At 36.3% G+C, this 22273-nt stretch carries 18 protein-coding genes; 8 read left to right on the top strand and 10 right to left on the bottom strand.

Translation table 11 applies throughout. From position 1 onward, the window contains the following. Positions 1-665: 665 nt before the first annotated feature. From ACN9MR_RS11135 to ACN9MR_RS11115, 5 genes are all read right to left on the bottom strand, one after another. Complete coding sequence (locus tag ACN9MR_RS11135; RefSeq protein WP_426329757.1) at positions 666-1019, bottom strand: DUF5655 domain-containing protein; 354 nt, start codon at positions 1017-1019, stop codon at positions 666-668. Positions 1020-1025: 6 nt separating this feature from the next. Continuing rightward, a complete protein-coding gene (gene pgl / locus ACN9MR_RS11130; protein ID WP_426329756.1) occupies positions 1026-1751 on the bottom strand; it encodes a 6-phosphogluconolactonase in 726 nt (241 codons plus the stop codon). Positions 1752-1876: 125 nt separating this feature from the next. Further along, entirely contained in the window at positions 1877-3391 is a 1515-nt protein-coding gene (zwf, locus tag ACN9MR_RS11125; RefSeq protein WP_426329755.1) for a glucose-6-phosphate dehydrogenase, read from the bottom strand. A gap of 29 nt (positions 3392-3420) precedes the next feature. Continuing rightward, the gene (gene gndA / locus ACN9MR_RS11120; protein WP_057935067.1) at positions 3421-4836 is read right to left on the bottom strand and encodes an NADP-dependent phosphogluconate dehydrogenase; all 1416 of its coding nucleotides are present in this window, start codon (positions 4834-4836) and stop codon (positions 3421-3423) included. Between the two features lie 85 nt (positions 4837-4921). Beyond that, positions 4922-5680: an ROK family protein gene (locus ACN9MR_RS11115; protein ID WP_426329754.1), complete on the bottom strand. Its 759-nt coding sequence runs from the start codon at positions 5678-5680 to the stop codon at positions 4922-4924. 163 nt (positions 5681-5843) lie between these two features. Between ACN9MR_RS11115 and ACN9MR_RS11110 the strand changes: the two genes are divergently transcribed. The 7 genes from ACN9MR_RS11110 to ACN9MR_RS11080 all read left to right on the top strand — a co-directional run bounded on the left by ACN9MR_RS11110 (position 5844) and on the right by ACN9MR_RS11080 (position 17342). Beyond that, a complete protein-coding gene (locus tag ACN9MR_RS11110; protein ID WP_426329753.1) occupies positions 5844-7064 on the top strand; it encodes a sterol desaturase family protein in 1221 nt (406 codons plus the stop codon). Between the two features lie 651 nt (positions 7065-7715). After that, a complete protein-coding gene (locus ACN9MR_RS11105) occupies positions 7716-10883 on the top strand; it encodes a SusC/RagA family TonB-linked outer membrane protein (RefSeq protein WP_426329752.1) in 3168 nt (1055 codons plus the stop codon). A 10-nt stretch (positions 10884-10893) separates the two neighbouring features. After that, entirely contained in the window at positions 10894-12459 is a 1566-nt protein-coding gene (locus tag ACN9MR_RS11100) for a SusD/RagB family nutrient-binding outer membrane lipoprotein (RefSeq protein WP_426329751.1), read from the top strand. Positions 12460-12484: 25 nt separating this feature from the next. Continuing rightward, the gene (locus ACN9MR_RS11095) at positions 12485-14047 is read left to right on the top strand and encodes a DUF5689 domain-containing protein (protein WP_426329750.1); all 1563 of its coding nucleotides are present in this window, start codon (positions 12485-12487) and stop codon (positions 14045-14047) included. An 87-nt stretch (positions 14048-14134) separates the two neighbouring features. Continuing rightward, complete coding sequence (locus tag ACN9MR_RS11090) at positions 14135-15544, top strand: calcineurin-like phosphoesterase C-terminal domain-containing protein (protein WP_426329749.1); 1410 nt, start codon at positions 14135-14137, stop codon at positions 15542-15544. Between the two features lie 175 nt (positions 15545-15719). Then, positions 15720-16619 carry a glycerophosphodiester phosphodiesterase family protein gene (locus ACN9MR_RS11085; protein WP_426329748.1) on the top strand — a complete coding sequence of 300 codons (900 nt, stop codon included), beginning with the start codon at positions 15720-15722 and terminating at the stop codon, positions 16617-16619. A 27-nt stretch (positions 16620-16646) separates the two neighbouring features. After that, entirely contained in the window at positions 16647-17342 is a 696-nt protein-coding gene (locus tag ACN9MR_RS11080) for a GDSL-type esterase/lipase family protein (protein WP_426329747.1), read from the top strand. Positions 17343-17699: 357 nt separating this feature from the next. On the opposite strand, the gene bioD is transcribed toward ACN9MR_RS11080, so the two are convergent. The 4 genes from bioD to ACN9MR_RS11060 form a co-directional block, all read right to left on the bottom strand. Next, complete coding sequence (gene bioD, locus ACN9MR_RS11075; protein ID WP_426329746.1) at positions 17700-18308, bottom strand: dethiobiotin synthase; 609 nt, start codon at positions 18306-18308, stop codon at positions 17700-17702. Beyond that, entirely contained in the window at positions 18309-19430 is a 1122-nt protein-coding gene (locus ACN9MR_RS11070) for an aminotransferase class I/II-fold pyridoxal phosphate-dependent enzyme (protein ID WP_426329745.1), read from the bottom strand. 74 nt (positions 19431-19504) lie between these two features. Next, positions 19505-19957, bottom strand: coding sequence for a hypothetical protein (locus tag ACN9MR_RS11065; protein WP_426329744.1), 453 nt, complete (start codon positions 19955-19957; stop codon positions 19505-19507). A 77-nt stretch (positions 19958-20034) separates the two neighbouring features. Next, positions 20035-20811: an XRE family transcriptional regulator gene (locus ACN9MR_RS11060; RefSeq protein WP_426329743.1), complete on the bottom strand. Its 777-nt coding sequence runs from the start codon at positions 20809-20811 to the stop codon at positions 20035-20037. A 133-nt stretch (positions 20812-20944) separates the two neighbouring features. Between ACN9MR_RS11060 and ACN9MR_RS11055 the strand changes: the two genes are divergently transcribed. After that, positions 20945-21295, top strand: a complete 351-nt coding sequence (locus tag ACN9MR_RS11055; protein ID WP_029275228.1) for a GIY-YIG nuclease family protein — start codon at positions 20945-20947, stop codon at positions 21293-21295. Between the two features lie 92 nt (positions 21296-21387). Here the strand turns inward: ACN9MR_RS11055 and blaB3PEDO are convergent, their stop codons facing one another. Next, on the bottom strand, positions 21388-22245 hold the full coding sequence (blaB3PEDO, locus tag ACN9MR_RS11050) for a PEDO-2 family subclass B3 metallo-beta-lactamase (protein ID WP_426329742.1): 858 nt from the start codon (positions 22243-22245) through the stop codon (positions 21388-21390). Positions 22246-22273 lie beyond the last annotated feature (28 nt).

Here is a 22273-nt window from a genome sequence, read left to right as displayed (position 1 = left end):
CGGAGAAATCTATCAAACAGTTTTATATATGGTGTCAGATGTTTCCATCTGACACTAAAATTTATTTTTATTAAACTGTCGGATAGTAACATCCAACAGCACCCCTAAGGATGATTTCTGCACGGATCGTCATTCTGAACTTGGTTCAGGATCTTTTAATCAGGAAAATCATCACAACGTATTGTATACCCTGAAATAAATTCAGAGTGAAGCATTTTGTTTAATCGATTTTTGTGGTGTCAGATGTTCTCATCTGACACTAAAATTTATTTTTATTAAACTGTCGGATGGTAACATCCAACAGCACTAAAAATTTACCTATATAGATTTCTCCATTTCGCTGCGCTTCAGTCGAAATGACGGATATGGTAATAGGATAGTTGCACCAAACTTTGCGATCTCTGCGTCTTCCTCCGTGTACTCTGTGGTTAAAAAACGCGTTACTCCATAGCCATTGGTGTGGTGTCAGATGTTTCCATCTGACACTAAAATTTATTTTTATTAAACTGTCGGATGGAAACATCCAACAGCACTAAAAATTTATCTATATAGATTTCTCCATTTCGCTGCGCTTCAGTCGAAATGACGGATATGGTAATAGGATAGTTGCATCAAACTTTGCAGTCTCTGCGTCTTCCTCCGTGTACTCTGTGGTTAAAAACGCGTTACTCCATAGCCATCCTTAAAAAACCTTTCACCTCTTCATTAACATCTTCCTTGAAATAAATCCTCAAATGATGGTTAAATTGATCCGTTCCAGGTACTTGTGCAATCTTAGTGAAGCAAAGATTGTTTTCATATGGTTGATTGAAAGGAATAACCACATGAATAAAATTTTTACCCAATTGCGTAATATATGCAAAATCGGTCTTTGATTCGATTGCAATCATAGATTTTGTAGGTCTGAGATTTATCTCTCCTAATTCGGTCAATTGCTCAATAAAAAAACGGAATAACCCTAAGGTATATTCCGTTTTTCCGTTTAAAAAGTCTGATAAGTGTTTTTCTTCAGACATCATAATTTTTTAATCTTCTAATAATTTTGTTGCAGCCTCATCAGTAAACCAGGTTAATTTTCCATCAATCGGATCAATTAACTGTGAAGGGTAAGTTGCAACATCTTTTTGCTCATCGCCAATAACATGTTTCAAAGCTTCGGCTTTATTCTCTCCAAAAACCAAAAATGCTACATTGTCGGCTTTGTTGATTAACGGTGCTGTAAAACTGATGCGATACGTATCCAATTTTTCTACATATACCGCTGCTACGTTTACTTCTTCGTCTTTAACTAACGTAGTATGAGGAAAAATCGAAGCCGTATGTGCATCATCGCCCATACCTAAGAGGATCAGGTCGAAAACAATGTCTTCACCATTAAAATGCTTGTCGATTGCTTTTTTATATTCGATAGCTGCTTTTTCTGGAGCCAAAGTGGTATTAACGTAAAAAATATGATCTTCTTTAATGCCTAGTGGATCAAGAATTGCTTTTTTAGCCATTAATCCGTTGTAGTTATCATCATTGGCCGGAACGTTGCGCTCATCGCCAAAGAAGAAATATACTTTGTCCCAATCAATTCTGTGCTGGCCTTCTGTAGCCAAAAGATGATAGAGTGCTTTAGGAGAACTACCGCCAGTTAATACGAAATTAAAGCGGTCGTTTTCTTCGATAGACATTTCTGCAATTTTAATTACATAATCTGCCAGATCCTGATTCAGTTCTTCTAATGTTTTGTATATGAGTAGATTCATGTTATCAATAATAAAGTCGTCATGCTGAATTTATTTCAGCATTTATCTCAAATAAGACCCTGAAATAAATTTACTGCGTAGCTTTCCGCTGCGCTACAGGTCAGGGAGACAACCAGGGTAAAAATTTATTCCTTATTCTTCAATGGCAGGTTAAACCAGTGGAAACCATCTCTTGCAATAAGTGCTTCAGCTTCTTCTGGCCCCCAGCTATCGGCAGGGTAATTAGGGAAGTTGATTGATTTTTTGCTTTCCCATGTATTTAAAATCGGCATGACCAACTCCCACGCTGCCTCTACCTGATCGCCACGCATAAACAAGGTTTGATCGCCCATCATAGCATCAAGTAATAAGGTTTCGTAGGCCTCAGGAGTATCACCCTCATAAGTTCCTTTATAATCGAAAACCATATCAACGGGATTCAACACCATATCCAATCCGGGTCTTTTGGCTTGTACCTGCATACGGATACTCATTTCTGGCTGTATGCTGATTACTAACCTGTTTTGTTGCCAGTTTTCGGTTACTCCTGATGAGAAAATCTGATGCGGCACATCTCTAAACTGAATGGTAATTAGAGATGAAGTTTGGTTTAAGCGTTTTCCAGTTCTTAAATAGAAAGGAATACCTTGCCATCTCCAGTTATCGATATGAAATTTAACAGCAGCAAAAGTTTCAGTATTAGAATGTGCATCAACACCTTTCTCCTGACGGTAGCCAGGAACTTCCTTACCTTCAACCCAACCTTTACTATATTGACCCCGAACAGTATGAAAACGGATGTCATCTGCAGAGAAAGGACGCATTGCTCTTAAAACCTCAACCTTGCGGTTCCTGATTTCATCGGCATCAAAATTAATTGGTGCTTCCATTCCAACTAAACAAAGCAATTGCAACAGGTGATTTTGGATCATATCTCTTAAAGCACCAGAGCCCTCATAATAACCCCCGCGATCGCCTACACCTAACTGTTCGGTTACAGAAATTTGAACGTGATCGATATAAGACCTGTTCCATAACGGCTCGAACAATGCATTGGCAAAACGGAATGCCATCATATTTTGTACGGTTTCTTTACCCAAATAATGATCAATGCGATAGATCTGCTTTTCGGTAAAAATGGTACTCAATAATGTATTCAGTTCTTTTGCAGATTCTAAATCATGGCCGAAGGGTTTTTCGATAACGATACGGCTATTGTCTTCATCTTGCGTAAGTTTATATTTCTGTAAACATTCAGCAATAATCGGGAAGAAATTAGGTGCAACTGCCAGATAGAAAATTACCTGTGTTCCGGCCCCAAATTCTTTTTGATATTTTTCTACAGCTGCTTTAAGGTTTTCGAAAGTTTTTGGCTGGGCAAAATCGGTAGGACAATAGTTCATTGTCTTTGCAAAATCGTCCCATTTATCTTTTTTTACTTTTCCGCTGCGCGAAAACTGGTTTACAGCATCTTCTAAAGCAACTTTGTAGCTGTCATCGGTAAATTCGGTTCTACCAGTACCAATAACGGCAAATTTATCTGGCATGTAACCCTCTATAAATAAGTTATATAGGGCAGGTGCTAATTTTCTTTTGTTTAAATCACCTGTTCCACCAAATATTACAAAAATGGTAGGGTTTAATGCGGTTTTGGTTTTCATTTTATGTTCTTGTTCGTGAATCTAATAGGTTATGATAATTTATTCCAATCAGCATGGAAAACACCATCTTTATCAATACGCTCGAAGGTGTGTGCACCAAAGAAATCTCTTTGTGCCTGGATTAAATTAGAAGGCATTCTAGCTGTGGTAATGGTATCGAAATAGGTTAGGGTAGATGCAAATGCAGGAATGCCTAAACCAGAATTGATACATGCGCTGATTGTTTTTCGTGTGCCTGCTAAAGTTCCTTTAATGATATTCTGTATACCAGCATCGCCAAATAAATGTTCTAAAGCATTGTTTTTATCGTAAGCCTGATAAATATCTTCTAGAAATTTAGCCCTGATGATACAGCCACCGCGCCAGATTTTAGCAATTTCCTGTAACTGTAAATCGTATTGGTATTCTTTTGAAGCCTGAACCAACAAATGCATACCTTGTGCATAAGCACTGATCATAGAGAAGTAAAATGCATCTTCCAGTTCATCAATAGTAACAGCAATTTTGGTGTCTTTTTTCCCAAATGCTTCTTCTAAAGAAACCCTTAGTTTTTTGAATTTAGATAAATCGCGGTTAGAAACAGCCTCATTAATGGTTGGTACAGGTAACTGAAGTTCCATTGAAACCTCTGACGTCCATTTCCCGGTGCCTTTTGAGCGTGCTTCATCTTTAATCTGATCTAAAAGGTCATTTTGTGTTTCGGTATCCTTAAATAGGAAGATTTCTGCTGTAATCTCCAATAAGAAAGATTGCAATCTACCTTCATTCCATTTTTTGAATACTTTATATATTTCTTCGTTAGTATAACCTAAGCCATTTTTGAGGATCCCGTAAACCTCGGCAATAAGCTCCATAATAGCATACTCAATTCCATTATGGACCATTTTAACAAAGTGTCCAGAAGCACCAGGGCCAATGTAGGTTACACAAGGGTCGGTTCCAACTTTTGCAGCTACTGCATCAAAAACATCTTTAACTACGTTATAAGCTTGTTTATCGCCACCAGGCATCATACTCGGACCAAAACGTGCACCTTCTTCACCACCAGAAATACCCATTCCGAAGAAATGTAAGCCATCTTTCTCCAATTCATCAACACGGCGGTTGGTATCGGTAAAATGTGAGTTTCCACTATCGATGATAATGTCGCCTTTGCTCAGAAGTGGTTTTAGTTCTGCAATAACGCTATCTACAATTGGTCCGGCTGGCACTAGTAAGATTAATGTACGTGGTGTTTGTAAGCTGGAAATAAAGCTTTCAATATCGTCAAATCCTTCTAAGTTGTGTTTCTTGCCTTCTTCTTCAAGTTTCGAGATCATTTTTCTGTCTTTATCGTAACCAGTTACAGAGAAGCCTTTATCAGCCATGTTTAATAATAAGTTCCGGCCCATTGTGCCTAAACCGATCATTCCCAATTTATATTTTTTTGAATCGTTATTTGCCATTTTTTATATTTTATAATGCACCCAAAATTAGGGTTTACAAATTAATATTGCAGCTATTGTTGTTAAAAGATTGTAATAAAGATTATTATTTTTTAGGCTCAACAGTAAAGATGTTGTACTTGTCGGCCAGTTTCCAGAGTTTTGCACCACCTTTAATTCCGTCTCTGTTGGTTACAATTTTAATGTTGCTTTCCAGTTTAAAGTCTATTTGTTTAGAATTGCCACCGCCAATATATAAAGTATCATAATTGAAAACCGTTTTATAGATTTCGATTACTTTTTTAAGCCTTTTATTCCAACGTTCAGGTCCAATTTTTTCGAAAGCCTTATTTCCGATATAATCATCATAGTCTTCTTCCTTGTTGATCGGGAAATGTGCGAGTTCTAAATGCGGTAGTAATTCTCCATCGAATAGTAAAGCCGTTCCAAAACCCGTACCTACTGTAAAAACAATTTCAAATCCTTTGCCGTCAACCACACCTAAACCTTGTTGATCGGCATCATTTACCAAACGTACTGGTTTACCTAATTCGTTAGCCACACGCTGAGCGAGATCAACATCTGCCCATTTGTTTTTTGCCAGGTTAGGGGCGGTTTTAACAATTCCGTTTTTAACATAACCTGGGAAGCCGATCGATACGCGGTTGTAGCTAACAGGAAAAGGCTTAATCAACTCTATAATTCCAGAAACAATGTCTTTTGGAGTAGCTTCTGGCGGGGTTTTGCTTTTTAAATATTCGGTAAGCATATTTCCGCTTTCATCCAGAAGAACCGTTTTAATGCTTGTGCCGCCTATATCAATAGATAATATATTGTTGTTTTCAGCTTTTTTATCTGTAGCCATAATTATGTATTTATAATTTCGAAGTTCTACAAATAAATTAAAACAACAAACATAAAATGAAGATCGAAGTAATTTAGGTGTAATAATATATTCTATAAAATCTATGTATTTAATAGAATATATTTATGTTTGTTCCGTTAAACTAAAAAAGACCACTACAGTTATGACGGTAAACTACTTTGCATTTGCCATTCCAGCATTTTTTATTTTTGTATTTATTGAGTTTAGGATCGCCCAGCACCAAAAAAAGGCGAAAATATTTAAATATGAAAGTACGGTTGCAAATTTTAGTGTAGGTATTGCCGAAAGGTTATTGAACTTATTTATTGCAGCGAGTTTTTATCAGGTGTACGATTGGGTGTATTTAAATTATGCGATTTTCGATATTTCTACAAAATGGTATGTGTGGATATTATTGCTTTTGTCGACAGATCTTGTTTGGTACTGGTACCATAGGCTAGGCCACGAAATTAATTTTTTGTGGGCTGCACATATCGTTCATCACCAAAGTGAAGAGTTTAATCTATCAGCAGCTGCGAGGATTACGACCATTCAAGCCATTTTCCGCAACGTGTTTTGGTGTATACTACCATTAATCGGTTTTCATCCCAATATGATTATTACCATACTTTTGGCTCATGGAGCCTATTCATTTTTTACGCATACACAATTAATTGGTAAGTTGGGGTGGCTGGAACACATATTCATTACACCTTCTTTGCATGGTGTTCATCATGCGTCTGATGAAAAATATCTGGATAAAAACTATGGCGATGTTTTTGTGTTTTGGGATAAATTATTCGGTACTTTTCAGACTGAGGAAGAGGCGCCTAAATATGGCTTAACACATCCTATTAAAAGTTATAGTTTCCTGTGGCAACATTTTCATTACTATTTAGAAATAGGAGAGGCGTACAGGCGTGCAAATGGATTTAGGGCCAAATGGAATGCCGTATTCGGTAGTCCGGCGTTGATGGATCAAAACATCCGGCCAATTTTAGAAGAACGTTATTTTCAGAATAAAATGCAACGTGCGGCTAAACCTAAATTTAAAACCTATTTAAATATACAGTTGATGGTTGTAGTTGCAATGCTTACTGGCACTACCTTATTTTACAGTTTTTTAACACCATTCAATAAAGCTGCAATACTCATCTTTATCTTACTTACTTTAATCAACATCGGCGCACTTTTGGAACAGCGTAAATGGATCTATTACCTCGAATGTTTCAGGTTGATATTAATTTTTGGCTATTTTTTCTACGCTTTTAACCTGCTTGGTTTTTTAATATTTCCGGTAATTATCTTAATTGCACTTGAGCGGACATTCTCTTTACGTAAACTTTACATGAAGCATGTATTTGAGTACGTAAAGGCAGGTTAATCATGTTTCTTTATCTTTCGATTTAGGTTGATATATAAATGTTACAACATGATGTTTCGTTTTGTTGCTCTATTTATTTTCCTGCTACCTTGTCTTGTAATAAAATTATTACGTAATGTTATTATGCCAATAATTTAATCCGTTACTGCCTTATTTTTCTTTACATATTGTTTGTGAAGCCATTTTTTGCTTTATTTAGGTATAACTTAATAATTCCATTCTTCTTACGGTCTTCAATATTTCTGTCTGTTTAAACATTCAATTAAAAAATATTTCTTGTTGATTTATTTTATTGTTTTTAGTTTCGATTTGTTTTGTTAATTTTAATTAACGAAATATATAGTAAGTAAAAATAAATAAATCGCAATATATTTAGGTTGCTTTCAATACGTTAATGTTTGCTTAATATATTTTTAACATAAACAGGCTTACTTTGCCCGCAAATCCGGACAAAATAAATCGCAGATATGAACCCTATTACTAACCGGATATACTATAATAATTATGATCAAAAATTTTACTCAACAGATTTCGTGGCATCAATGCGTTCTGCATGTAAAGCAAAGCAGTCCTGATAGTCACCAAAAGAAAAGTCGAACTTTTTTTAAGGGTAAACTAAAACGCTTTAGTTTTTTAGTTTGTGTGATGCTGATGCAATTAATTTGTATTAACGAAAGTTTTGCACAAACTCCGGCACAAAATATTGTAATTAAAGGTACCGTGTTAGATGACCAGGATGGACAAATATTAATTGGAACCACGATAACGGATAACAACAAGAAGTTTTTGGGTGTAACCAATGATAAAGGTGATTATACCATCACAATTGCAAAGGGAACTACAGTTCTCTATAATATGATTGGTTATACAAGTCTAACCAGAACATTTAATAATAACGAAAATAATGTGATTGTGAGGCTTAGGTCTTCTACGAGTCAATTAAACGAAGTGGTGGTTACGGCATTGGGCATAAAGCGTGAGGAAAAATCGTTAGGTTATGCAGTTTCTAAATTAGATAGTACGGCCTTTACCAATGCGGTTTCTAGTAACTGGACAGATGCTTTATCGGGCAAAGTTGCAGGTTTAAATTTGGTTAGAAATAGTGGCCCAGCCGGTTCAAATAAAATTATTCTTCGTGGTGAAAATAATTTGACAGGAGATAACGAAGCCTTAATTGTAATTGATGGCGTTGTGGCGAGTAGTTCGGCAAGGCGTACAGGCGGTACAGGAGGCGGTGTTTACGGTACATCAGGAGATATTATGCCTGCCGATTTTGGTAGTGGGTTAAATGATTTAAATCCTGATGATATAGAAAATGTAACCGTATTGAAGGGGCCTGCTGCATCAGCATTGTATGGACAGCGTGGAGCAAATGGGGCTATCATCATCACAACAAAATCTGCCAGTTTAAATAAAAAGAAAGTTAATATCTCTTTTACTTCAAATAGTGCATGGGAAGAAATTAACAAAAGTCCTGATAGGCAAACACAATACGGCGCTGGGGTATCTGGCAATTCATATTACTCATATGGAGCGAGTGCCGATGGAGCAAACACCAATTCTACAAGTTCTACTTATGGCCCTGAGTTTTCTCCCGGAGCGATGTTTTTTCAATATGACCCTGCAACCAGAGCGCAAGGATTAACCAGAACACCATGGGTGGCAACTCCTGATCCAATTGATGCATTTTTTAAAACCGGTTTCGAATCATCCAATTCATTTGGTATAGATGGTACTTATAAAAAAGTGGGTTTACGCTTCTCTGCAAGCCATGGCAATAACGAATGGATTGTGCCAAATACAGGTTTGGAGCGAACTACTGCTGCATTAAATATTACAAGTAACGTAACTAAAAAACTAAACATTAACGCCAAGGTGCAATATAGCAATAGAAAAAGCGATAATTTACCAGCCACGGGTTATGGTAATCAGTCGTTAATGTATTGGTTTATGTTTGCACAACCAAATATGAATATTGATTGGTATAAAGATTATTGGGCAACAAACTTAGTTTACAGACAGTTTACAAATTTAACTACCACTTTCCCTGAAGGCCCTTATGCTATATCAGAGCAATATTTAAACGGACAAAGACGGAATGGTTGGTTAGGAAACATCCAAGCGACTTATAGATTTACGGATGCATTGAGTTTAATGCTTAGAGCATCGGGAGATTTGAATAATGATGTTCGCGAAACTCTTCGCCCTTGGGATGCTGCAGGTAATAAATTCGCACATGGTTCTTATCGCGTTGCGGATATACGATCTTACGAAATAAGTGCCGATTTTTTATTAAAGTATAATAAACAATTAACTAAAGATATTCAGCTTACTGCCAATTTAGGTGGTAGCCAAATGCGTAATCAATACAACAAGCTAGAAAAAAGAGCTGATGGATTAGTTATTCCAAATCTTTATGAGTTAAGCAATAACGAAAATCCTTTAGTTTATGCCCCCGATACGGCACAATACAGGCTCAATAGCTTTTATGCTTTAGCTTCTTTAAGCTTTAAAAACTACCTTTATTTAGATATAACAGCCCGTCAGGATTGGAACAGTACATTAGCAACAATTACCAGAACTGATAATGTTGGTTTTTTCTATCCTTCTGCAAGTTTGGCTTTTGTTGCTTCCGATTTTTGGAAACTACCAAAAGTAATCAGCTTTGCTAAATTAAGAGCCTCTATTGCCAGTGTTGGTAGTGGTGGCACCACGCCTTACAGAACTGCTTATAATTATTTGTACGCAGCAGATGGTATTTACCCTGATAGCGCGATGAATAATCCACGTGTTTTGCCAAATCCCGATTTAAAGCCACTAAAAACGACTACAATTGAGCTTGGTTTAGATTTAAAATTATTTAACAACCGATTAAACTTTGATTTTGCAGCGTATAGCGGAAACACCAAAAATCAGATTTTGAGTCGCATTGTTGATAAGGCCTCCGGTTATAATGTTCAAGTAATAAATGTTGGTAGGGTAGATAATAAAGGCATTGAGCTTGCTATAAATGCTACACCGCTAAAATCTCGTACTTTTAAATGGGAGGTAAATGCAAACTTCTCGGCCAATAGAAATAAAATTAGAGAACTGGCAGATAGTTCAGTTGTGTTACGTACTGGTGCGCTAGGTGGCGGACAAGTGGTTGCCAATGTTGGCGGTAGCATGGGCGATATGTATGGGAGAGGTTATTTACGTTCACCAGATGGGCAAATAGTTTTTAATCCGACCACAGGAGTAGCGCTAGAAAATCCTGATTTGCTGTATTTAGGTAACACAATACCTCAATTTAGGTTTGGTTTTGGCACTAGTATTACTTATAAAAATGTTAGTGCTAGTGCATTGTTTGATGCACAATTAGGCGCAGTTGGGCATTCTTTAACATTTTCTAGAATGGCATCGTTAGGTAAACATAGTATTACCTTGCCAGGAAGATATAATGGCATAGTTGGCGACGGGGTACTTCTAAATCCTGATGGAACGTACCGTAAAAATGATGTGGTAGCCACCGATATGAATGCCTATTACGAATCAATTTATGGTAGTGGGCAAGCAGAAGGAAGTGTATTTAGAACGGATTACTTAAAATTTAGAGAAGCAAATTTAACATACAATTTTGGGCAAAAAGTGCTTAAAAGTATAGGTTTTACTAAATTGAGTCTAGGCGTTTATGGGCGTAACTTATTTATTTGGTCGCCTTGGCCAGCCTTCGATCCCGAGTTTGGAACATTAGCGGGAGGAGATATAGTTCAAGGTTTTGAAATAGGCCAATTGCCTTCAACCAGAACTTTTGGAGCCCGTTTAGTAGTTGGACTTTAATTTTATCAACATGAAAAATTATAAACAAACATTAGCATATACTTTTTTAGCCATTATTGGTTTAACCTTTAATTCTTGTACAAAAGACTTTACCGGAGTTAATACCGATCCTATTGGCAAGAGCACAACAACAGCAAACCAATTATTAGCACCTGCTTTAGTTGGTGTTCTTAACGCAAATATGAGCAGAAATTGGAATTTTAATAACCAGCTAATGCAAGTAACGGTTGAAATTAACGATTCGGAAGGTCGTGTTTTTAGGTACGATGTACGAAGAACACAGGCAGATTATACCTGGAACAATTGGTACTTATTTTTAACTGATTTAAAAGATATTTATACCATTGCCAGCAAGCCAGAATCGCTAAACAAATCATATCAAGGCATATCACTTGTTGCTCAAACTTGGGTATCTCAATTATTAACTGATACTTATGGAGATGTACCTTATAGCGAAGCCAATTTAGGTAAAGAGGGAAACGTACAACCTAAATTTGACAGACAAAAAGATATTTATGCTGATATGTTTGCCAAATTAGAACAAGCTAACCAACTTTTAAAAGAGGGTACGCCAATTAATACCACTGGCGATCCTGTTTTTCAAGGCGATGTTTCAAAATGGAGAAGGTTTTGCAACTCGTTATATTTACGATTATTATTAAGGGCATCGGGCAAAGCCGAAGTTGCGCCAACTATAATTGCCAAAATAAAACAAATTGTTGATGGCAATCCATCAGAATATCCGATAATGCAAAATAATACCCACACGGCTAAAATTTTATGGAACGGAACAAACAGTAGTACCGCAGTTTTTTCATCACCATTTATGGTGAATATTAGAGCTGCTGATTTCAGAGGAATTCCTATTTGCAATTTCTTTTTGGGTAATCTGGTAACATGGGATGACCCCCGTATGAATAGTAATTTAACAGGTAACAATGTTAATCGTTTTTGTATAGATGCTGCACCAAATGGTGGTTTTGTTGGTATTCCAAGTGGTTATGCTCAGGGATCTGGTCTTTCGGTTTTATCTCACTTTAATTCTGATGCTGAAAATAAGCCCACCTTACAAACTGATCGTTTTACAGGTATAATTATGAATGCTGCCGAAGTTGATTTTATTTTGGCAGAAGCTGCTGCAAGAGGATGGATTAGTGGCCCAACTGAAAAATATTACTACAAAGGAATGGTTGATGCGATAAATTATTGGTTGCCAAATTACATCAGTACAACAACTGATAGTAGGTTTATTGATTATGTACAGGCAGCCAATTTAGATTGGGATTCAACACTTCCATTGGATAATACCACATCCGGAAATAGTCAGTTAGAGATGATTCATATACAAAAATACTATGCAATGTTTTTGGTGGATTTTCAGCAATGGTTTGAATATCGCCGTACCGGACATCCTATTTTACCAAAAGGACCCGGTTTGGTTAACAACCAAAAAATGCCAGCACGGTTAAATTATCCAGTGGTAACACAATCAACAAATCCAACTGGTTATAATAATGCAATAGCTGCACAAGGTGCTGATGACATAAATACCTTAATGTGGTGGCAGAAACCATAATTATTTAAAATTGAATTAAAAAGTTATGAATAAAATAATAAGAAATATGCTGTTTGCACTAGGGTGTATTGCAGTTATAATAAGTTGTAAAAGAGATACCGATTACGTATTATCAACACCTAGTATGTTTATCCCAAATGTTGATTTACGCAAAATTTATAAAAATACTGAAGTAACGCTTACAACCGAAAATATGCGTGGGGCCAGTATGGTTAAAGGGCAGGTAATTTCTGATCATTCTACCAATAATTTGCCATCGGGTTTGCTCATCATTCAAAATACTAGAATTGTTGGTGGGCTAGATTCATTAAGAGGTATTGCCATAAACATTGGTGCTGATGCTGCAAAATATGTTCCTGGCGATTCTGTTCATGTTAAAATTGAAGGGGGAGTGTTGAAACGTGTTGATGGTACGTTACAAATTATGGGCAAAACTGCTGCTGATGTTACTAAAATTGCTTCAGGTAAAACTTTATATATTTCGAGAGGATATGGCAATCTAATAGCTACTTATCCAGATAGGTACGAATGTACTTTGCTAACTATTTATAAATGCACATTCAATCCAACATTATCTGCTACAGAAACCTTAGCAGGCGATAAAGTTTTAAATGATGGTACAGATGATTTCGGATTCTATACCAATCCAACAGCGTCATTTGCATCTGTAAAGCCACCATATTCTGGTAATTATAAAGGGATAATAATCAATAAAATCGTTAATGATAAAATACTTCCACAACTACGTATAACTAATGCTAATGATATTGGCGCTTTAAGCACTAACATTGATGCTCCTGAATGTGTAATTTCAGGCTTTATAAGTGATGTAAATGGTGGTGATGGCAACAATGAATACGTTCAGCTCAGGGCTACTAAAGATATTAATTTTGCCAACACGCCTTTTTCTTTAATAGTTTCTAATAATGCTGGAGCATCTGTACCAACCGGTGTACCAGCACAAGGTTGGGCAACTGGCCAGCAGCGTACTTACAAAATAAATCTAACTTCTGGCACTGTAAGCAAAGGCGAATTTTTCTATGTTGGTGGTATAAATAAATTAATTAACGGCGCTAATTCTACATCAATTGCCTCATCAAAATGGATTAGGGCATTAGATTATAATAAGGTGAGCGATCGTTTTAACTCAGCTAGTACAGTTACTGGTAATGCCACCACGGGTTTAATGGCAAATAGTGGTAATGCATTCGGGATGGCAGTATTTAGAGGTATTGAGGTTTCCGGAGCTACTGTACCTATCGATGTATTGTGGGTTAGTACTGGCGGGCTATTATATCAATCTGGCGGTGCCCCTAATTATGGTGGAGGTTACAGAATTGGTAATACTGATATTTACGATATCATTAATCCTCAAAATTTAGTTCCTCAACCTTTTTACAGAGCAGGTACAAATACACAATCGTTAACCTATTTAACTGCAGATTTAGGCTATTTCTACCTTTTAGGCGGCGCTTATGATACAAAATTAAATAAATGGGTAAAAGCAAGAACGCAAACTCCGATTCTTTTAACTAAAACCTCAGCACTTAAAGATATTGAGCCTGTTAACGCAACTGAAATAAGATAATAAATTTAAAAATATCTATAAAAATCTTTGTCATCTGCGGAAGAAATTATTTTATATTCTTCCGCAGTAAATAAAAAATCATTCTCAATGAACAGAAGATCCTTTATACAAAAATCAACTTTATTAACCACAACCTTATTTGTTAGTTTAAAATCCTTTCCATCTTCGTTATTCGCTGTTGATGGATTGGTGAGCGGAACAGTAACCAGCAAAGGTAAAGCTGTTTCTGGGGTAGTAATTTCTGATGGCTACAGCGTGGTACAGACAGATAAAATGGGTAATTATCAGATCCAACTCCATGAGCTTGCCCGTTTTGTTTGGATCAGTACACCATCTGGTTACGAATTTAAAACCGAAAGCAGTATCTCCCGCCATTATTACAAACCAGATACAGCAGGTAAGTTAAATTTTGATCTGAAGCCGCTAAAACAAAATGATAACAAACATAATTTTATCATTTGGGCAGATCCTCAGGTGAAGAATAAAAAGGATGTTCAGCAAATGATGGAAACTTCAGTTCCTGATACAAGAGAAGTGGTAAAAGCAATGGGGAAAACACCTGTTCATGGCATCGGCGTCGGTGATTTAGTTTGGGATAATTTTGATCTTTTTCCTGCGTACGATGAGGCTATTGCTAAAATCGGGATTCCATTTTTCCAGGCATTAGGAAATCATGATCAGGATTACAGGCAAGGAGGTGATGATACCTCTGACCGCACTTTTCAAGCACATTATGGCCCAACTTATTACTCTTTTAACAGGGGTAAGGCTCATTACGTGGTTTTAGATGATGTACGTTATTTGGGGGTAGAAAGAACTTACGATGGATACATCACCCCAACGCAGTTAGAATGGTTGGCCAAAGATCTGCAACTGGTGCCTAAAGATGCATTACTGATTATCTGCCTTCATATTCCGGTACATAATGCAGTTAAAAATAACAATGATTTTTATGCGGTGTTAAAAGATTTCAAAAACGTTCATATCATGTCGGGACATACGCATTTTAATAAAAATGTAATTAAGAACGGCATTTACGAACATAACCATGGTACCGTTTGTGGTGGCTGGTGGACAGGCCCCATTTGCGAGGATGGTACACCGCGTGGCTATGGCGTTTACGAAGTAGATGGGACTAATTTGAAATGGTACTACAAATCTACCGGACGTGATCGAAAAGAACAGCTTGATATTTACGTAGATACCTTAACCAATCAGAAAAGGTTAATTGCCAACGTCTGGAATTATGATCCTGAATGGAAAGTAGAATATTTCTTTGACGGCAAACCAATGGGCTTGTTAGCTCAACAAGATGGATTTGATCCCTTAGCCCTTAAATTGTATAAAGGTGATAAACTGCCAAATCCACGACCATTTGTGGAACCAAGATCAACAGATCATTTGTTTATGGCGCATTTCGAACCATCGGTTAAAAAAGTAAAGGTTGTAGCGACCGACCGCTTCGGAGAAAAATTTGAGGCAGAAATTAATGCTTAAGCCACTTGCTATCGGATGTTACCATCCGACAAATGCTAATTTGAAAATTACAGTGCTATCAGATTATACATCTTGCCGGATCTTTAAAAGTCTCTTTCTAAAATTAAATTTAAATAGATTAACAGCGTCAGATGGTAACATCTGACGCCACTATTACGCCAAATCCCTTCTAAATATGAAACTTAATACAACAGCAATTTTTATTTTCTTGTCTGCATTTGCAGTTAAATCATTTAGTCAGGAAGTTAAATTTCCGGTATTTAGCGCAGAAGCACATCGTGGCGGAAGAGGACTTATGCCCGAAAACACCATTTTGGCGATGTTAAACGCCATGAAAATAGAAGGAATTACCACTTTGGAAATGGATACCCACATCTCTAAAGATGGTAAGGTAGTGGTAACTCATGATGATTATCTGAGCCCAGCATTTATGCTTACTCCGGAAGGGAAAGACATTCCTGTAACAGATGCTAAGAAATATCCGATTTTTGGAATGAACTACGCTGAAATTAAACAGTTTGATTTAGGTACCAAGTATTATGAGCAATTTCCTCAGCAGAAAAAAGAAAAAACATATCTTCCATTACTTTCTGACCTAATAGATGCGGTTCAGCACGATATTAAGGCAAATAAGCGCAAGCAGTTTTTTTATAACATAGAAACTAAATGTAACGAAAAAGAAGATGGGATTACCAACCCTAAACCCGAAGAGTTTGTTAAACTTTTAATGGATGTAATTTTAAAGAAAAAAATCGCTGATTTTGTAGTAATCCAATCTTTTGATAAAAGGACGATCCAGATTATTCACGAAAAGTATCCTAAAATAAAAACCTCTTTTTTGGTTGCCAATAAAAAGACATATGAAGAGAATATCGCCGATTTAGGTTTTAAACCATTTATTTTAAGTCCGGTGTGGCAAATGGTAAACGAAGAATTGGTTAAAAAAGCACATGCTGATGGTGTAAAAATCATTCCCTGGACTGCCAATACTTTAGCCGATATTCAGAAACTAAAAGCCTTAAATGTGGATGGCATTATTTCTGATTATCCGGATATTTTAGTTCAGGCAAAATAGTATTTTACGCCTTAATAAAAATATAATATGAAAGCACTTTTTAATAAGTTATTGGTAACCGTTGTTATATTTACCCTAAGTTTTACAGCAGCTATGGCTCAGCATGTAAAATGGGACAGCACCTATCGCCCTGGGAAATATGTTGAGCAAGTAGCGAAGTTTAAAGCCGATCCAAAATCTAAAACAGATTTCGTCTTTTTGGGTAACAGCATTACCGCCGGCACAGATTGGGCTAAACTTTTAGATCTGCCACAGGCAAAAAACAGAGGAATTTCGGGCGATATTACCTTCGGGGTTTTAGAGCGTTTACAAGATGTAATTGATGGTAAACCAACAAAGATTTTTATCCTGATTGGTATAAACGATATCTCCCGGAATATTCCAGATAGTGTGATCTTAAGAAATTATAAAACAATGATTGCCAGAATCAGAAAAGGTTCTAAGAAAACGCACATCTATTTCAATACGCTATTACCAGTGAATAGTGCTTTCGGAAAATTTAAAAACCATTATGGCAAAGACGAACATATTCTTTGGTTAAACGATGAAATAAGAAAATTTGCGGCTAAAAATGTAACGGTTATTGATTTGTATCCAAATTTTACCGATCAGGACAAACATTTAAGGGCAGAACTTACTAAAGATGGTTTACACCTTATTCCGGCAGGATACCAGGTTTGGGCAGAATTTCTTAAAAAAAGCGGTTATCTAACCGAGCATTAATTTTTAAAGAAATAGTTGTTTATGGCTTTATAAGTTAGCTATATTTTGGAAAGCAGCGCTAGTAGAATTAGGTAGCGACAGTCCCCCTCTCGCTTCTGCTCCGATGAAAAATCGGGAGCATCCCGCTTGGATCGGGTTTAGGTGGCACTACCAGTACTACTATTAAAAGTGTATACTCAAGAAATAAATTCTGCATTATGCTATTAAACCATCAATAGTTACACCGACTTTACATCTCTAAACCTGGTTGACGCGGTCCCGATATAAAATCGGGGTAAGTAAAAAACATCTCTAAACTTTAAAAGAAGTACGACAACTACTTTCTAAAAAAACAGACTATAACTGACTTTGGATTTATTAAATATAAAGGTTTTGGCCAGCTGCTTTTACTTTTTCTTTATCAATATTGCTAAAGTTAGGTATAATACCTAACTTTTTTATTTTGGCATATTGCTGGATATATCTTTCCGTTTCCACATTCTCGTCGCCATTAAAAATGATGCCTTTGATAGGGATTTCGTATTGCTTAAGCAGATTTACTGATAAAAGTGTGTGGTTAATACTGCCTAAATAATTTTGTGATACCAGTATCACTTCGATATTCAACTTTTTGATCAGATCGATAATCAATTCTTTTTCGTTTAAGGGTACCATTAAACCGCCAGCCCCTTCAACAATTAAATCGTTATTCGTTAAAGGCATATTGATTTTATTCAGATCTATCTCAATGCCATCTAATCTCGCCGATAAATGCGGTGAGAGAGGTTGTGTTAATCTATAGCTTTCTGGGTGGATAACCGTTTGCGTATTACTTATTAAACTATGTATGGTTATGCTATCGCTGGTATTTAAATCTCCTGATTGAATTGGTTTCCAATAATCTGCTTTTAGTTTTTCGGTTAAAACGGCACTGATCAATGTTTTTCCGATACCCGTTCCAATGCCTGTGATAAAATATTTAGCCATTTAATTCAATTCTTTAAGATGATTAACCAACGAAATAATTTCCTCGTCGGTATTAAAGTTGTGAAGACAGATTCTGAGCCTTTCTTTGCCCAAAGCTACTGTTGGGCTTAATATCGCCCGTACATCGAAACCTTTGCTTTGCAGTGCTATTGCGGCCAGTTTAGTCGCTTCATTTGATGAAAACAAAATGCCCTGAATAGTACTTTTGCTATCAAGCGCATTAATGTTTTGCGCTTTTAAGGTTTTTCTAAACAATGCAATTTTTTGATGAATCAGCTGATGGTCAATTTCATTTAAGTGTTGGTATGCCGATTTAACTGCAACTATATTATGAATAGGGGCAGCTGTGGTGTAAATGAACGATCTCGCAAAATTGATCAGGTAATGGCGTAAGTTTTTACTTCCTAAAATAATGGCTCCGTGTATACCTAAAGCTTTTCCAAAGGTTACAATTCGTGCAAATACTTTGCTGTCGAGGTTAAGCTGGTTGACCATTCCGCTGCCATTTGCACCAAAAACTCCTGCAGCATGAGCTTCATCTACAATCAGGTTGGCCTGGTAGCGCTCGCAAAGATTCACTATCTCTATTAATGGTGCAATATCACCATCCATAGAATAAACGCTTTCTACCACTACAAATATGTTTCCTTTTGCCAGTTTCAGTTTGGTTTCAAGATCGTTTATGTCGTTATGAAGAAATTTAAAACGCGTAGCATGGCTTAACCTGCAGCCATCTATAATGCTGGCGTGAATCAATTCGTCAGTGATAATGGTGTCGCCGCGTTGCGGGATACTTGATAATAGTCCTACATTGGCATCATAACCGGAGTTAAAGATTAATCCACTTTCAGCCAGGTGATAATCGGCAATAAACTGTTCAGTTTCTTCAGTAAATGTAGTATTCCCGCTTAACAGTCGTGAACCACCAGCCCCATTCAGGTAATGGGGGAGTGTGGCTATGGCATCGTCAATCAGTTTTTTTAATTTGCCAGATCTGGCAAAACCTAAATAATCGTTAGAACAAAAATCGAAAGGAGGGATGTTAGTTGATAAATTCCTGATCGAAAGGTTATCTTTTCGTTCCTGAAGTTTGCCGTTAAGAAATTGTTCAATTTTGCTCATTGGTCAAAAGTAAAAAAAGCGCCCCGAATAATCGGAACGCTTTCAAAAATATAATTAATTAATGTTTGAGCTATTTATCCTTGTGCAGGAGGATTAGAAACTACAGGTGCTTTGTCTTTTTTACCTCTACCACCCATTCCTTTTCTCATTTTCTCTCCTTTTTCTTTGGCTTCGGCACGGAAAGCATCCATTTTGGTTTTTTGTTCAGCAGTTAGAATGCCATCTATTTTAGCTTTTTGCTCATCAATAGCGGCTTTACGTTCTTTCATTTTGCCTTTCATATCGCCTTGATCAGCAGATCTCCAAGCCTCCATTTTCTTTGCGTTTTCCAATTCAATGGCGTAGATTTTGGTCTTTTGATCAGCAGTTAAGCTTAGCTGTTTCTCTAATCTGGCGGTTACCTTTTCTGCTCTTTGCTCGGCAGTCATTTTAGGCATTGTCCGCCTTACTCTCTTTGTAGTGTCTTGAGCAAATGCAGCGGTTAATCCCATTACCGCAATTGCTATTGTTAAAATTACCTTTTTCATGTTATGTTTTTATGTGTTTGTTAAAACAATAGATACATAAAAACGCAAACGGTTTAATCGGCGGTTGTTAAAAAGTGTTAATTTTTATTTAACTGAGAGATTGATTTCTGCATTTGTGCCATCATCTGCGTCAAGGTTTCCATTGTTGGGTCTGGTGCAGGTTCCGGTAATGAGGTAGATATATATGCTTTGGCTTTCCAGATTTCCAGGATGTCGTCGGCAGCAATTGTATAGGCATCGTATACTTTATTATCTGATATCAGCTTTAAATCTTTATTCTCTCTGAAACGGTTACCTGCTCTTTTATATACTACACCTTCATTTTTACTAATTACGATGTAAGTTTCACCAGTTTTTACTTCATTCCAGTTATCCAGGTATTCGCCAATAATCACACTGCCTGGTTGAACAGGTAACATACTATCGCCCATAATTTCAAAAGCTCTAAAAGTACCTTGTCTTAATGCAGGCAATGGAAGTTGAAATTTTGGCAGGTCGCTAATATATTGAGGATCAGAAAAACCGTTCAAGTAACCAGCGCTTGCTTTAACCGGAACCAATTCGATGTTTTCGCGATCGTTCTGATCAACTGAAATACTCAGTACCCTTAGGTTAGATCCCTGGCTTTTTGGCTTCGGTTTCCAGCTGTCAGATATTTTTTCATTGATGAATTCATCGATGGTAAGATCAAAGTATTCGGCTATTTTTTTTAGTAAATCATATTTAGGTTCTGCCCGGTCTTCCTCGTAAGCCCCAATGAGCGATCTCTTGATTTCCATAATATCAGCGAAATTTTGCTGTGTATGGCCTTTTTTCTTCCTGAGGTACTTTAAATTATTTGAAATATTTGACATAAAAATAAATTTTAAAATAAATTTGGAATTACTAAAATAGTTAGTAATTTTATGCTCATAAAGTTAGTAATATTATTTTGAATTGCAAGAGGGTATACTAAATAGTTTAGTTTTAAGTTTTAAACATAAGATCATGAAAAAGTTTGTTTATATCGTTACCGACAGAAATCGTACAAGTATGCACGTGGGCATGAGCTCTGATTTAATGAAGACACTGGATTTCTACAAACAGATGCCAAACTTGTTTTTTGATAATGGGCAACAATTAACCCGCCTGGTTTATTTTGAAGAGTTTAAAACAGAAGCACAAGCTTTACTGCGTTTTAAATCAATTAGTCGGTTTACACGCATGCAGAAAGAGCGTTTGGTAAGATCTTGTAATCCAGATTGGATTGATTTAACTATAGGGCTCGATTTCGAAAATATTCTTTTACACCGGAATATAAGCAATCAGGTTAAACTATCATTTACGAGTTTATCTTAATTGTTGCGTTTATTAAACTAAAAGAAATTAAACTATCTCCATAAAAAAGCGATTATTTATATTTTAATCGCTTTAAACAAGTTAGGAAAAGGCTAATCTTTTATTTTTTCGAGAAAAGTATTTTCCAGATCTTGAAGATTTTTGAAAAATTTACTTTTATCCATAAAGACTTTTGGATTATAAGAGGCTCCTGATTTACGTTTATCATGGAGATCAAATTGACTTGCATGAGAGGAAACCCAAAGATCAAAGTCAAGCTTTTTCATTGCTTTAAAGGTTTCAGTATAATCTTTTTGGATATCTTTATATGATGCTATTTCCGAGAATTTTCTATCAACAATTATGGATGGCATATTGGCAATCAAAATTTTGTAGCTAGAATTTTTATCTTTCGTATCAAATATAAAACTACACGATCCTTTAGTATGCCCAGGATGATGAAGCATTGTTAAAGTAGTATTGCCTAATTTAATTTTATCGTTATTCTTCAATAAGAAATCCGGTTTTACGGGCTTGAAACTTATGCCATATTTCCCAAGCTCATAATCCGATTTTCCACCAGTTTCAAGGGCGTCCGCATCTTTCTCATCTACATAAAGTTTCGCACCAGTTTCTTTTTTAATCTCAGCCATTGCACCCAAATGATCAAAATGGGCCTGGGTTAAGAGCAAAATTTTGATTGATTTATAATCAAATCCCAAAGCTTTTATATTTTCTTTTATTATTGAAAGCGAATTAGCTAAACCTGTATTTATTAATATATTTCCTTTTTCTGTTACAATTAAATAAGAAGCTAAATCATAAGTGCCAACATAATACAGATTACCTGCAATTCTAAATGGCTCTGTAGGCTGAGACCATTCTTTTGGATTATTAGCTGGCTCTGTTACTGTTTGAGCAAAACCCAGAAGGCTGCAAGACAATAAAACAATTAGAAATATTTTTTTCATATGCAATTTCGTAACTAAGTTAATTTCC

Source organism: Pedobacter sp. R-06 (genome assembly GCF_049913135.1).
GTDB lineage: Bacteria > Bacteroidota > Bacteroidia > Sphingobacteriales > Sphingobacteriaceae > Pedobacter.
Note: the sequence above shows the minus strand (reverse complement) of the source record. Positions and strands in the feature narration are given on the sequence as shown.

Bases quoted from the DNA above. Each gene is read 5' to 3' on its own strand.
- ACN9MR_RS11060 (WP_426329743.1), bottom strand. From the start codon at position 20,811: ATGTCAAATATTTCAAATAATTTAAAGTACCTCAGGAAGAAAAAAGGC.
- blaB3PEDO (WP_426329742.1), bottom strand. From the start codon at position 22,245: ATGAAAAAAATATTTCTAATTGTTTTATTGTCTTGCAGCCTTCTGGGT.
- ACN9MR_RS11110 (WP_426329753.1), top strand. From the start codon at position 5,844: ATGACGGTAAACTACTTTGCATTTGCCATTCCAGCATTTTTTATTTTT.
- zwf (WP_426329755.1), bottom strand. From the start codon at position 3,391: ATGAAAACCAAAACCGCATTAAACCCTACCATTTTTGTAATATTTGGT.
- ACN9MR_RS11065 (WP_426329744.1), bottom strand. From the start codon at position 19,957: ATGAAAAAGGTAATTTTAACAATAGCAATTGCGGTAATGGGATTAACC.
- gndA (WP_057935067.1), bottom strand. From the start codon at position 4,836: ATGGCAAATAACGATTCAAAAAAATATAAATTGGGAATGATCGGTTTA.
- bioD (WP_426329746.1), bottom strand. From the start codon at position 18,308: ATGGCTAAATATTTTATCACAGGCATTGGAACGGGTATCGGAAAAACA.
- ACN9MR_RS11100 (WP_426329751.1), top strand. From the start codon at position 10,894: ATGAAAAATTATAAACAAACATTAGCATATACTTTTTTAGCCATTATT.
- ACN9MR_RS11080 (WP_426329747.1), top strand. From the start codon at position 16,647: ATGAAAGCACTTTTTAATAAGTTATTGGTAACCGTTGTTATATTTACC.
- ACN9MR_RS11085 (WP_426329748.1), top strand. From the start codon at position 15,720: ATGAAACTTAATACAACAGCAATTTTTATTTTCTTGTCTGCATTTGCA.
- ACN9MR_RS11095 (WP_426329750.1), top strand. From the start codon at position 12,485: ATGAATAAAATAATAAGAAATATGCTGTTTGCACTAGGGTGTATTGCA.
- pgl (WP_426329756.1), bottom strand. From the start codon at position 1,751: ATGAATCTACTCATATACAAAACATTAGAAGAACTGAATCAGGATCTG.
- ACN9MR_RS11105 (WP_426329752.1), top strand. From the start codon at position 7,716: ATGCAATTAATTTGTATTAACGAAAGTTTTGCACAAACTCCGGCACAA.
- ACN9MR_RS11135 (WP_426329757.1), bottom strand. From the start codon at position 1,019: ATGATGTCTGAAGAAAAACACTTATCAGACTTTTTAAACGGAAAAACG.
- ACN9MR_RS11115 (WP_426329754.1), bottom strand. From the start codon at position 5,680: ATGGCTACAGATAAAAAAGCTGAAAACAACAATATATTATCTATTGAT.
- ACN9MR_RS11055 (WP_029275228.1), top strand. From the start codon at position 20,945: ATGAAAAAGTTTGTTTATATCGTTACCGACAGAAATCGTACAAGTATG.
- ACN9MR_RS11090 (WP_426329749.1), top strand. From the start codon at position 14,135: ATGAACAGAAGATCCTTTATACAAAAATCAACTTTATTAACCACAACC.
- ACN9MR_RS11070 (WP_426329745.1), bottom strand. From the start codon at position 19,430: ATGAGCAAAATTGAACAATTTCTTAACGGCAAACTTCAGGAACGAAAA.